This window comes from Actinocorallia aurantiaca (genome assembly GCF_039533685.1).
GTDB lineage: Bacteria > Actinomycetota > Actinomycetes > Streptosporangiales > Streptosporangiaceae > Actinocorallia > Actinocorallia aurantiaca.
Genome location: NZ_BAAATZ010000027.1, coordinates 58,962 through 70,952 on the forward strand (window position 1 = coordinate 58,962; position 11,991 = coordinate 70,952).

Here is an 11,991-nt window from a genome sequence, read left to right on the forward strand (position 1 = left end):
ATCCCATGACCACCTCGCTGCTGCCCTGGCCTGAGCCCGACGACGAACCTCCGTTCATTGGTAGACGGCCTGCTGAGGACACCCCTTGGCAGGGAGACCTGGCCGAGGGCGCTCAGATTCTGGTTAACCACGACGGCCGTACCGTCGCTGTCTCACTCGCCGACTGGCTGCGAGCGAGCAGTGGCCGTCGGGGCAGCCGGATCCATCTGGTCACCGGGTTCGTCTCCTTCTCCGGCCTGTTGCAGCTCACCGACGTTCTCACCCATCTGGCCGCGCTCGGGCATCAGATCCGGCTGCTGCTGGGAGTATCGCCGCAGGAGAGCGCCGTCTTGCGGCGCCAAGTCCTCTTCGAGGATGGGAAAGCCCACACTGACGAGAGTCCGGGACAGAGCGGTGATGAGCCGCCAGAACCGCATCCAGAGCGAGTCAGCGCCTTGTGTGAGCACTTCGATCACACATTGCGAGGAGAGTTGAACGGCCTGCCGCTCAACGGCACCCGGTTGCGTCGGCTCCGGGACCTGGTCGCGCTACTGGACAGCGGGAAGGTGCAATGCCGCCGCTATGAACAGGGCTTCTTGCACGCCAAGCAGGTGATCGTCGAGCGTGGAGAGCACGTCCGCGCAGTCATCGGCTCCTCCAACCTCACCGCGGCCGGGTTGTCGCACAATCAGGAGTTCAACGCAATCCTGGGCCGCGCTGAGGCCCGTGCCGCCTTGCAGATCGCCTCAAGGTGGTGGGCAGCGGCCGCCCCTTACGATCTGGGTGCGCTGGTGCGGCAGCTGTTCACCTGCCAGCCAGCCGAGCTGGTGTTCTTGCGGATGCTCGCCGAAGCCTACGAGCATGAGGTCAACGCCTCTCCCAGCCCGTGCATGGACCTGTCGGACTACCAGCGTGACGGTGTCGCCCGCGTCCGGGCGCTGTTGGCCCGCCACGGCGGGGCGTTGATCGCCGATGAGGTCGGACTCGGCAAGACCTACATCGCCGGCGAGGTCGCCCGGCTGTCCCTCCTGGAAGGGTGCGGATCGGTCCTGGTGGTCTCCCCGGCCAGCTTGTGCAGGATGTGGCGGCGGCGCTTGGCCGAATGGGGCCTGGGAGGCGTCCAGGTGATCTCCTACGACCGGCTGGTCAGCCTGTACCGCAAGGTCACCGAGCACGGACACCAGTGGCAGCGCTACGGATTGCTGATCGCAGATGAGGCGCACACGCTGCGCAATCCCCTGACGATGCGGATGGAAGCGGTACGGTCCCTGCTCTCCGCCCAGAACCAGCCCTCTCCAGCCCCAGGCGGCGCGGGCGGGACTTCATGGAACGGGACGAAGGTCGTGGTGATGAGTGCCACTCCGGTCAACAACGACGGCGGTGACCTCTTCGAACTCCTCGCCTTGACCGACCGGAGCCTAGAGCCGCACTGGAAGCCCGGACCCACCTTCTGCAAGACACGTGATGGAGCACGCAGCCCCGACGGCCGCCGCCTCGCCCGCCTCCTCGCCAACCCGGCGATGGCGAACGGCCAGGACAAGGCCTGGTACTACCAGTTCGCCTACGACCGGATGCTGCGCCGAGACCGCCCCTTCTTGCACCGCGCTTATGCGATCCCCGACGAAGCGATGCCGTTTCCCAACGTGGAGCACCGGCGTATCGATGTCCCCCTCACTCCTGCAGTGCAGGTGCTGTTCGCCGCAGTCCTGGACGCCGTCGGACAGGCCGAACGCCTGCCGAGCAACTTGCGGGAAGCCCTCGCTCAGGTGCGCGGGCCCGCCCGACGACCACGCACGCTGACGCTGGCCGTCTACCGACGCAGCGACTACCGGTGGGAAGCCGGGGAGCGGCACGACGGGCTGCTGCGCGGCCTGCTGCGCGCTCTGCTGGTCAAACGTCTCGAATCCTCTCCTGCCGCGCTGCTGTCCACCATCGAGCACATGCAGACAGCCGTGAGACAGACGCTGAACGATCTGGATCAAGGCATCGTGCGTCTCCCCGGCACCGCGGACTCCGGACGCTGGCGCAAATTGGCCGGGCTATGGGATGACGGTGAGGACCTTGAGGCCGACCGTCTCCTGGACGACCCCATCGGAGCCCGCAGCTGCAACGAATCCGCCGAACTGTATGACGCCGCACGGCTGCGCGCCGACCTGACCCGCGATCTGCAGATCCTGCGCCAACTGGCCGTGTGGGGTGGGGCCGCTGTCCTCGAAGATCCCAAGAAGCAGGCCTTCCAAAGCCTGCTTCTGACCGCGCTGACCGACCCCCGCGGCCCCAAGATCGTGGTGTTCGCCAGTTCCCGAGCCACCACCCACGAGTTGGGATCATGGCTGGAAGACCTCATCACCCATGACGAGCGGTTCGCCGCATTGCGCGGACGCATCGCCAACCTCGGCTGCCGTCCCGAGCCGCGCAGCAAGGCCACAGAGGGGATGTTGGCCGGGTTCGCGCCCGAGGTGGCCTGCACTACGGTCACCGAAGCCACGCTCCCTCGTGCGCTCAACCTCTATGACGTGCTGATCTGCACCGACAAGTTCTCCGAAGGAGTCAACCTGCAGCAGGCCGCCTTGTGCGTCAACTACGACCTGACGTGGAACCCCCAACGGTTGGGCCAGCGCACCGGCCGCCTGGACAGGGTCGGCAGCCCACATGAGCACATCACCTGCTGGACACTCCTCCCCGACAAGATCATCGATGCGGTGCTGCACGTCATGGACACCCTGGTGCGCAAAGCCCAGATCGCCGCCGACACCGTCGGCGTGCCCACCCCTCTCTTCCCCGACTCACCCTGGCAGAGCTACACCAGCCTGCTGCAGACCTGGGACATCCCCGCCCATACCGACGAAGCCCCCGTCGACCTGTTCACCCGACCCATTCGCGACCACGAATGGGCCACCGCCTGGCTCGGCAACGCCCTGCGCTCACCCGCCGCAGCCACCGCAATCCGGGAGTTGCCCCACGGAAGCGGAGGAGTGCGCCGCCTACCCGGCATCGACCCCGGCGTAGTGTTCTGCTTCGCCGTCCACGCACCCGGCGGACACCGCACCACCGCCTTCGCCCACATCTACACCGGGGAGCGCAGGGCCGGCCACATCAGCCTGGATACCCACCGCTGCTTGCACCACGCCCGCCTCGACCCCACCTCCTGGCTGCACGCCACCCGCCCGAGCAGCAGCCGGAGATTGCACAAGCACGAAGCTGACTTGGTGGCCTCGCTCCTGGATTCCGCGCGCGCCACTGTCGCCCAGCAGCACGGCATTCCTGAGTGCGTCGCCACAGAACGCATCCAACTGATCTGCTGGATGCTCCTGACCGACCAGCGACCAGGAGAGCGAAAGTGAACACCTCTCCGACGAACGCCGCCTACCCGCACTACGCACCTGTCGATCTGCCGCCAGAATTGCTCCCCCAGAGCCGACCCACTCCCACCTGCCAGGAAACCCGCGCCGTCACCACCTTCCTCCGCGCGCGACTGCAGGCCGCGACCCAGGCAACTTTGCACAGCAGCCGACCCTGCAGTCAGACGGAACTGCTCGTGGGACATCGGCTGCTGGCACCCGGAGGACTTCTAGACCGCTATGCCACAGCCACCGCCTGGGCCGCACACGCACCCGAAGGGCTTGAGGAGGCCTGGGGGCTGGTCGCCGCCACTCTCGCCGTCGAAGCCGCAGACCTGGCCCACGCGTGGGCGGATCATCCCAACTTCCCATACCCGAACACCTATTGACCTGCAGATACTGAACTATCGTTCATGGTGTCTACATGGGTGGCACTGCTGGCATCGCTGGGTGCCCACTCCCGCACCCGACCCGCGACTACAAGCCTTCGGCTTCGCCGTCCGCACCGCCCGCGAGGAGTCTGGCATGTCCATCGAAGCCCTCGCGGAAGCCGCCGATCTCTCAGCCCGCATGCTCATCGGCATCGAACACGGCCGCCGCAACCCCTCCCTCCTGACCATCCTTTCCATCGCCAACGGCCTGCAGACCAAACCTGGCACGCTCCTCGACAAAGTGCCCTGGCCCCAGCAGAAATGACCACGGCAATCCCCGAACGCGACTGCCACTAACACCAGGGCAGCAGACGGGTCACCCGCCCGCATTTGGCAGTCCCGCGCCTCGCTGTCCAATGCGACCATCCCTAGCCAGGAAAGGGTGTGTTTAGCGAACGGCTCTGTTGCACTTCCGGGATGTTGTTGGCGATCTTCGGTTTGGTCTGGCGATCTCGGGGTTGTGGGTGCTGAACTGGGGATTTCGGCCGCGCTTGTCAGTGAGAGGTGAGTGCGGTGTCGATGGGTGGCGATATCGGTCGGTTAATACCGATAGAGACGGTGCGGTCGGCGTGGGCTGCGAACCCGTCGGGGACGCCGGCGATGTGGATCCGGGACCGGCTGGCGGGGGTGTTCTGTGAGGAGGACTTCGCCGACTGGTTTCCCGCCGATAGTGGGTGTGTTTAGCGAACGGTGGGACAGGTTGTTGTCGCTGGTCAGTGATGGTGTCGGGTGAGGCGGCCGTCGAAGGCGAGGTCGAAGGCGCCCAGAGCGTGCTTCCAGCGGCGGCCCCAGCGGGCCTGGCCCGAGCCCGTCGGGTCCAGGCTCATCAGGGCCAGGTAGACGCACTTCAGAGCGGCTTGTTCGTTGGGGAAGGGGCCTCGTGCGCGGACCGCCCGGCGGATGCGGGCGTTGACGGACTCGATGGCGTTGGTCGAGCAGATGACCTTCCGGATCTCGATGTCGAAGGCGAGGAACGGCACGAACTCGCTCCAGGCGTTCTCCCAGAGTCGGACGATCGCCGGATAGCGGCTGCCCCAGGTGTCGGCGACCTCGCACCAGCGCTCCAGGGCGGCGGCTTCGGCCGGTGCGGTATAGACGGGTTTGAGTGCTTCGGCGAGCTTCGGCCAGTGCTGGCTAGGCACGTAGCGGAACGTGTGCCGCAGCAGGTGGACGATGCAGGTCTGCACGACCGTCTGCGGCCAGGTGCCGTTGATCGCCTCGAGCAGTCCTTTGAGCCCGTCACAGACGGCCATGAGGACGTCGCGGATCCCGCGGTTCTTCAGCTCGGTCAGGACGTGGGCCCAGAACTTGGCACCCTCGCCTCCGTGTCGCCGGCCCAGATGCCAAGGATGTCACGTCGGCCGTCGGCGGTGACGCCGATGACCAGATAGATCGGCCGGTTCGTGACTTTGCCGTCCCTGATCTTCATGTGGATCGCATCGATGAACAGCACCGCGTAGACCGGGCGGTTTCTAACACTGGTTGCGAACTAGCTGGTGAAGCCGTTGATGAGCAATGTTCTCACGGCCTCGTGTGGTGTCTTGTCCGCGAGCGTGAGCCGCGGTCGTCGGTTGAGTGCGTCAGCGACGCTCTGCAGGTCTTGAGCGGTGTGGACTGAGAGGTCGGTGCGCTTTGGGAAGTACTGGCGGATCATGCCGTTCGTGTTCTCGTTGAGGCCTCGCTGCCACGGGGAATGCGGGTCGCAGAAGTACACGTCGAAACCGGTCGCGGTGGCCGTTTGTTCGTGCATCGACATTTCACGGCCTTGGTCCCAGGTCAGGGTCTTGCGCCAGGATTCAGGGATGATGCGGGTTTGGGCGATCAGAGCGTCGCGGAGCTTCGGGGCTTTGTAGCCGTCGGGCAGGTGGATCAGGATCAGGAATTTGGTCACCCTCTCGACCAGGGTGCCGATGGCCGAGGGGCCCTGCGCGGAACCGTACTTGCCGATGATGAGATCGCCTTCCCAATGGCCTGGGACGCGTCGTTCGTCGACTTCGGCGGGCCGCTGGTCCAGCAGCTTCATGTTCTTGATTTTGTTGGGCACGGCGACGCCTCGCCGGTGGGGTTTCCGGCGGGACCGGCCGGTGCGTAGCTTGCCTGGTCTCGTGCCGAGCAGGCCGGCGAACAGCCCACGGTAGATCGTCTCCGCGCACAGCTTTCGGCCCGGCCTGCCGGGAAAGGTCCGGGTCAGGAACCGAGAGATCTGCTGCGGCGACCACCGGTCGGCGAGCTTCGTCCGCACCATCTCGCGAAGGTCCGGGTCGGCTTCGAGCTTCGCCGACCTGGGTCGTCCGCGTCGCTCCAGGGCTCGGTTGTGCGCCCACCAGGGCTGGTAGCGGCCGTCGGGTTTGCTGTTGCGGCTGATCTCTCGATAGACCGTCTGGAAGCTCTTGCCTATCGCTGAGGCGATCTCCTTCTTGCTGTCTCCGGCGGCCAGGCCCTCAGCGATGGCGATGCGGTCGTTCTGGTCGAGGAAGCGGTCCGAGATGGGTCCTGGATCGGGAACAAGCACCCCACCAGCGTCCAGGAACCACACCGATCCGCAGCTGGTCGACACACCGACGGCTCGGGCCGCCGCAGCACCCATATACCCAGATCTGATCAGCTCGAAGTAGCGACGTTTGATCGACGAAGGCACCCTGTTGGCACCGCCACGAGGCATCCGAACATCCCTTCAGGAACGTTCGCAACCACCGATAGAACTCAAGCCGGATCGAGCGGCCGGTTCTGCCACTCGGTCATGCCGTCCAGGACCCGGGCGGTGATCGCCGTGATCGTCGCTTTGGAGACCTCCGCGCCATAGACCTCGGCCAGGTGAGCGGAGATCTCGCCATGGGTCAGGCCCTGGGCCGACAAGGACAGCACCATCTCGTCCACTCCGCCCAGGCGGCGCCGGCGCTTGCGCACGATCCGGGGCTCGAACGTGGCGTTGCGGTCTCGCGGCACCCCGATCTCGACTGGACCAACCTCGGTCACGACCGTCTTCGATCGGGTCCCGTTGCGGTGGTTGACCACCTCTCCGGGGCCAGCGAGCTCGCCATAACCGCGGCCGAGATGGGCGTCCATCTCGCCCTGCAGGGCGGTCTCCAGCACAAGCTTGACCAGCCCGGCCAGCATCCCGTCCCGGCCGACCAGCTCACGCCCGTCGGCCTTCGCCGCCTCTACCAGCCGACCCACCAAGACCCGCTGCTCCTCCTGCACCTTCTGCTCGTCCTGCTGCGAACCGGACAGACCGGCCTCCACGCCCTCGGGGGATTCTGCACTCAAGGTGTCTCCTCAGATCCTCTGAGTCACACCCTTCGCTGAACACTCCCTCCCGCGTGACTTTTCGTTCCGATGTTCGTCAGCCCTCGGAGCATGGGCCGGGTCATGTAGACGATGGCCCGCTACTACTGCTGGTCATTTCGATGCTCGCGTGTCGACTCTGTGATGGCCGTGAGTTGTTTGTGGACTTCGGTTAGATGCTTGACAAGGGTGTCGGTATTGAGTTGGGCAGTGGGACCTTGATCGGTGGCGCGTTGCAGAAGGTCGGTGATGGAGGTGAGGAGTTCGTGGAGCTGTTGGGTGGATTGGGCGCGGAAGTTGTTCAGGAACTGGTCAAGGTCTTCTTGTAGAAGTCGCTGGTAGGGGCTATTTTTTTCGAGGAGAGTGAGCAGGACAACTGACATCGGCAGCAAGATGATCAGGACCCTCAAGCCTATGGCCGAGGTGAGGATCAGGGTGTTGTGCCTGGAGACGGCGGTGAAGGCCTCCTGCCGCTCCAGCAGCCCGATGGGATCGGTAAATATCGAGCGGGCTCTGCTATTGATCGCTCTGTCGATCGTGGCGCCGATCTGGAAAGTCAGGCCGGTAAACTCGGTCTGCAGTTGATGCAGACGTTCTTTGTCGTTACGCTGCAGCGCTAGTACTCGATCGGCCCCACGCCGTGTCTGCATACAGCGAGGCCCCTCGCCAACGATATCGCTGCCACCAAGGAGGGAAAGGCCGGCGCATTCCAGACGGGCGATCTGCTGAAGGTTGGCCACCGTTTTCTCGCCATCATCGACCTTATCCTTCTGGTCTGCCACTGCTCTCTTGAGCTGCGCGAGCCGTTGGCGATGCAGCGTCGTGCGGTTGTCGAGTGCCAGCGTGAAGGAAGCACAGCCGGAGGGGAGTTCAGTGGTGTATGCGACCGGGTTGCAGATCCGTAGTCGATCGATGGTCGTGTTGTAGTTAGCCGTCCTCGCAACTGTGACCTGGTTTTCGATCGGCACCTGGTAGAGCTGGAGCATCAGTGGTTCAGCAATGATGAGTCCGGCCAGTGCCAGCAATACCAGATGGGGAACGGCTCCTTTATAGCGCCGCCGCTGGCTGACCTGGGTGTTCAACGATACGACTACGGCCTTGTTGGTGACGAAATCCATGTAAACTATTGGGATGGCCACAAACAGCGCCCAAAAAACGCCGGCGAAGGCCGATATTCCGACGAATGCGACGGCACCGTTGGAGATCAAAAAAATCAGGTGCAGGGCGCTACGCCTTGTGTAGCGGGCCCGCTCGTGCGGGATGCGGTCCAAGACCACCTCGCTAAATCCGAGCAGTCGTCGCAGAAAGACTGCCCACCGCCGAGGATCAGGTTGTGGCGATGGGGCTGTGACCGCGGCCGCGGCCGCAGCGGCGTTTTCCTTTTCGGCGAGCCGGTCGTAGGTGGTGAGCCACGGCTGAGCCTGGTCGTCGGTGAGCCCGCAGGCTTTGAGGTAGCGGAACATGAACGACGTGTCGGGCAGGCTGGTGCGCCGCAGATTGTCGCTGATCGTGCTGCGTGGCAGTGCCTCATGTCGGGTGGATCTGTCGTCCAGTTTGCGTAGCGACAACCCCGACCAAGCCCGCAGATCGTTCAGCCGTTCCATATATTCCGCCACGCTGGCGGCAGTCATCGGATCCGGCGGGTCCTGATCGGAGTCAACCGCGGGCACGGGGCGGCCCGCAGCACAAGCCGCCTCCTCCCACAACCTCCTGGCCTGTTCCTCATCCCCGCCACACACCCGGACGAACGCGGCGGTCACATCCCAGGATGGGAGCTTCTTTCCGCGCGTCACCGCAGTGAGGCTGGTCGGGCTGTAGTTGGACTGCTCGGCCATCTCCCGGAAGGTCAACCCCGACTGGCCGCGCAACGCCTTCAAATGCTCGGTGAAGGCGTTACGCGGGTCACCAGTCGCAGGGAGCGGCTCTTGTGCCCGCCCTGACTTGGACATCCTCGAAGACGCCTACGCCTGCAGCGACTGGCCCAGCAGTCGCGTCAACCAGGTCCCTGGACGTCCAGAGAACCGGGCGGCGACCTCCGCGGCGATCAGGCCGATCCCGGCTGTCACGCCGAGCGCCACCAGCGGCGTCAGACCCTGAAGGATCAGCCACAGGCACACAACCATGATGATCAAAAGCACCAACACCGCGCCGCCGACAGACCGGACCGACGCCGGCCCCGGAGCGGGCAGCTCGGCCTCAGGCCGACGGTTCCGGCCCGAGCCGGAGGAGAACCTGGACATGGAGCACCTTCCTATGCATGCGTGAGACGAGAGTTTCCGCCACCTTCGGGGATTGCCGTCCCCAAACACCATCAGTGACGTGACCCCTACCTTTCCGCACCCCACACACCCCTGGAAGGCACTCAATCAACTCAACCCGTCCGGCTTCTCCCGCCCTATAAAACCCCAGGCCACAACGTTGAACACACAGTGTCCGGCGCCCGGACATCCCACCGTGGCCCGGCCCGACTCCCTCCTGACCACCGATTGTGCGGCTGCCGTCCGGACAGTAGCCCCGGACACACCTCAAACTCGACTCACCCCGGACAGCCTGTGACACTGGCCAAGAGCCCTAAACCGGCTCCCGCACCTCGCATCAGGCGTGAGACGAGGCCAACGCGGAACACAAGGGCCCCCGTTGCCGCGGGGGCCCTTCCTAGAGTCCAACCCACAGCGGTTCCCCATTGCAGTGACTACGCGGCTTGAGCACGTTGTCCGGCTACATCGACCACCCAAGATCCACTCATTGTGGGTTTTAAACGTATCTGGACTGGACCCCTACCGGGCCTTCCGCGAACTCGGCCGCGCGATCCACACCATCACCCTGCTGCGTTACCTGCCCGAACCCAGGCTGCGCGAGCAGATCACCCAGGTCACGAACCGCAACGAGGCCCTCCACGCCTTCGCCGACTGGCTGATGTTCGGCGGCCGCCTCATCGGCTGCAACGACCCCGATCACTAGGAGAAGGTCGTGAAGTCCAACGAGTTGATCGCCAGCTGCGCCCTTCCGGTGGTAACGCGGAGCGACCGTCAAGGTGACTCGTCTTGTTGCACTTTCCGTCCCCTTACGGGCGTTTCCGGGTTCCCAGGATCATCGCTCGATCACCCGCGCCACCATGACGAACTCGGCAAAAGTGCTTATCACCTACGACCACACTCCGCTGCCACCGAATACGCGACAGAGCCCTTCACTGAACACTTCCCGTCTCAAGCGCCTCGGGCCGTGAAGCAGGAGCAGGAGCCACGAACCTGCCGGAGAGCAGCTGCTTGCCCAGCATGGCCAGGCCCCCGATCGCGGTCAGGACTGGCCCGACCATCTGCGCGGCCTCAACGAGGCCCATGGGCATCTCCTTGTTGTCGGTGAATCAACGGACTTTCACACGACATAGGCCAACCTGGCGCCATCCGGTTCATGATCGTCAAAATTTCTCGGGATGGCGGATGAACCGGGAGCACTCCCTGCGCCCCCCACTCAGACAGCATCCGGTCCCAGGGCAGCCAGGGGCTGGCCTACCCGCCAAACGCCTCGTGGTCGACGACTCACTTCGCACCATGCGCACTGATTCCCTGAGCCTTCCCGGTGGCCGAAATATGAGAGGCCAGGCTCCGATTGACACCAGCCGGGGCTCGCCCAGGGTCGATGTCGTGGAACCGCTGCAGAACAGGCCGCGTCCCCGGTTCATTTGTCGGCGTCGGCATCCGCACGGCATGCCAGTTCCCGTGTCGCTCTTTCTCGAAGACCGTAATGACAGCGGGGGACGTCGCCGCCCCCCGCCTGGTCTTCGTTATGTTCCGATGAGGGTTGCTACCTGTCGTCTTGGTCCCGGCCGATCTGGCCCGGATCGATCCCGAGCGCCCGGTAGGTATTCCGGATCAGCTCGTCGGAATCAACGCGCCCGGCGAGCCGTGCCCGTTCGCAGGTGACGAAGTGCCGGAGCATGGCGTGCAGCTGCGGCTCTTCGGCCTCCAGGAACTCTCCGAAGCTGGTGTTCTGGGAATCACCCATCAGCCACCTCCTTCCCGTCCGTCGTCTCCTGCGGAATGCCCAGCGCCTCCTTCAGCCGCCCGATGGCATGCCGCAGGTTCGACCGCACCGTCGCCGGCGTGCTTCCCAGCATTTCGGCGACCTCGCCGCTGCCGTAGCCGTCCAACGTCAGCGCCACCGTGGCACGCTGCCGCTCGGGCAATTGGTGGAGCACCGCGTAGACCTTCTGGACCCGCTCGTCCTTCCCCGGTACGTTTGCGGGCCGGTCCTGAAGCTCAATCCCCAGCACCTCCGCCCCGCGACGCCGCTTGCGCAGAAGGTCCCGGGCGAGGTTCCGGATGATGGTCTTCGCCATGGCCACGGGCTCCTGCTGGAGACCGCTCCACTGCACCAAGAGCTTGGGCAGCGCCTGCTGGACGATGTCGTGCGCGTCCGCCTCGGTCGGGACGAGACGCAGCGCGAACCCCGTCAGCTCCTCGGCGTACTGGTGAACGAACACCTCGAACGCGTCGATGACGTCGGGGGCGAAATCGAATTGTTCGGCCAACGCCGTTCCTTCCGATAGTTTTTTTCGCCTGTGCTAACCCAGGCCGTTTTTTTGATCGTCGATCTCAATGTGCGGGTTCCTTCCGTGGGGACCATCCGCGCAACTGGACGGTTACTTCCTACCTCGTGTGGTCGAGGCGTTCCAATGAGTCTCTCAGTTGGTGCTTCGGATCATGTCCTCGCCGTCACCCATAAGACGTCTCTGGAGGGGCTAAGCGTGCAACAGAGTCAAAAGTTTTCCTGCGGACTTCTGAGACAAAGGAACAGGCTACCCGGTGCAGTCACGAACCGGACCGCTCTTCTCGGGAAAATTGCGTTCCCAAAGGCCGTTCGGGACGTGCGTCGGCCAGCTCATGGCCGAATGCTTCAGTGAGCCTTTTCCAGCAGCCTTTCGAGGCTGTTGATCACAGCATGGTCGCGGACGG

9 protein-coding genes and 2 pseudogenes are annotated in these 11,991 nt (G+C 64.6%); 3 read left to right on the forward strand and 8 right to left on the reverse strand.

Annotated elements, in window-relative coordinates:
• Positions 1–5: 5 nt before the first annotated feature.
• Together ABD327_RS27820 and ABD327_RS27825 are read left to right on the forward strand one after the other, a co-directional pair.
• Entirely contained in the window at positions 6–3,323 is a 3,318-nt protein-coding gene (locus tag ABD327_RS27820) for a helicase-related protein (protein ID WP_344454453.1), read from the forward strand.
• Positions 3,324–3,560: 237 nt separating this feature from the next.
• Positions 3,561–4,016: a helix-turn-helix domain-containing protein gene (locus tag ABD327_RS27825; RefSeq protein WP_344454456.1), complete on the forward strand. Its 456-nt coding sequence runs from the start codon at positions 3,561–3,563 to the stop codon at positions 4,014–4,016.
• A 448-nt stretch (positions 4,017–4,464) separates the two neighbouring features.
• Here the strand turns inward: ABD327_RS27825 and ABD327_RS27830 are convergent.
• The 5 genes and pseudogenes from ABD327_RS27830 to ABD327_RS27850 all read right to left on the reverse strand — a co-directional run.
• Positions 4,465–5,225 (reverse strand): annotated as a pseudogene (locus tag ABD327_RS27830) (IS256 family transposase); the annotation flags it as partial.
• A gap of 15 nt (positions 5,226–5,240) precedes the next feature.
• On the reverse strand, positions 5,241–6,413 hold the full coding sequence (locus tag ABD327_RS27835) for an IS30 family transposase (RefSeq protein WP_425547237.1): 1,173 nt from the start codon (positions 6,411–6,413) through the stop codon (positions 5,241–5,243).
• 50 nt (positions 6,414–6,463) lie between these two features.
• Positions 6,464–6,952: pseudogene (locus tag ABD327_RS27840) on the reverse strand (transposase); the annotation flags it as partial.
• Between the two features lie 188 nt (positions 6,953–7,140).
• On the reverse strand, positions 7,141–8,985 hold the full coding sequence (locus ABD327_RS27845; RefSeq protein WP_344454460.1) for a DUF4407 domain-containing protein: 1,845 nt from the start codon (positions 8,983–8,985) through the stop codon (positions 7,141–7,143).
• A gap of 12 nt (positions 8,986–8,997) precedes the next feature.
• Positions 8,998–9,276 carry a hypothetical protein gene (locus ABD327_RS27850; protein WP_344454462.1) on the reverse strand — a complete coding sequence of 93 codons (279 nt, stop codon included), beginning with the start codon at positions 9,274–9,276 and terminating at the stop codon, positions 8,998–9,000.
• Between the two features lie 505 nt (positions 9,277–9,781).
• Here ABD327_RS27850 and ABD327_RS27855 point away from each other — a divergent pair.
• Positions 9,782–9,997, forward strand: coding sequence for a Tn3 family transposase (locus tag ABD327_RS27855; protein WP_344454464.1), 216 nt, complete (start codon positions 9,782–9,784; stop codon positions 9,995–9,997).
• 226 nt (positions 9,998–10,223) lie between these two features.
• On the opposite strand, the gene ABD327_RS27860 is transcribed toward ABD327_RS27855, so the two are convergent.
• From ABD327_RS27860 to ABD327_RS27870, 3 genes are all read right to left on the reverse strand, one after another.
• Positions 10,224–10,376, reverse strand: a complete 153-nt coding sequence (locus ABD327_RS27860; RefSeq protein ID WP_344454466.1) for a hypothetical protein — start codon at positions 10,374–10,376, stop codon at positions 10,224–10,226.
• 464 nt (positions 10,377–10,840) lie between these two features.
• Positions 10,841–11,041, reverse strand: a complete 201-nt coding sequence (locus tag ABD327_RS27865) for a hypothetical protein (protein WP_344454468.1) — start codon at positions 11,039–11,041, stop codon at positions 10,841–10,843.
• Complete coding sequence (locus ABD327_RS27870; protein WP_344454470.1) at positions 11,034–11,567, reverse strand: RNA polymerase sigma factor; 534 nt, start codon at positions 11,565–11,567, stop codon at positions 11,034–11,036. Before ABD327_RS27870 ends, ABD327_RS27865 begins: the two co-directional genes overlap by 8 nt.
• Positions 11,568–11,991 lie beyond the last annotated feature (424 nt).

Excerpts from the sequence above, each read along its gene's own strand:
- ABD327_RS27820 (WP_344454453.1), top strand. The coding sequence starts at position 6 with ATGACCACCTCGCTGCTGCCCTGGCCTGAGCCCGACGACGAACCTCCG.
- ABD327_RS27825 (WP_344454456.1), top strand. The coding sequence starts at position 3,561 with ATGCCACAGCCACCGCCTGGGCCGCACACGCACCCGAAGGGCTTGAGG.
- ABD327_RS27835 (WP_425547237.1), bottom strand. The coding sequence starts at position 6,413 with ATGCCTCGTGGCGGTGCCAACAGGGTGCCTTCGTCGATCAAACGTCGC.
- ABD327_RS27845 (WP_344454460.1), bottom strand. The coding sequence starts at position 8,985 with ATGTCCAAGTCAGGGCGGGCACAAGAGCCGCTCCCTGCGACTGGTGAC.
- ABD327_RS27850 (WP_344454462.1), bottom strand. The coding sequence starts at position 9,276 with ATGTCCAGGTTCTCCTCCGGCTCGGGCCGGAACCGTCGGCCTGAGGCC.
- ABD327_RS27860 (WP_344454466.1), bottom strand. The coding sequence starts at position 10,376 with ATGGGCCTCGTTGAGGCCGCGCAGATGGTCGGGCCAGTCCTGACCGCG.
- ABD327_RS27865 (WP_344454468.1), bottom strand. The coding sequence starts at position 11,041 with ATGGGTGATTCCCAGAACACCAGCTTCGGAGAGTTCCTGGAGGCCGAA.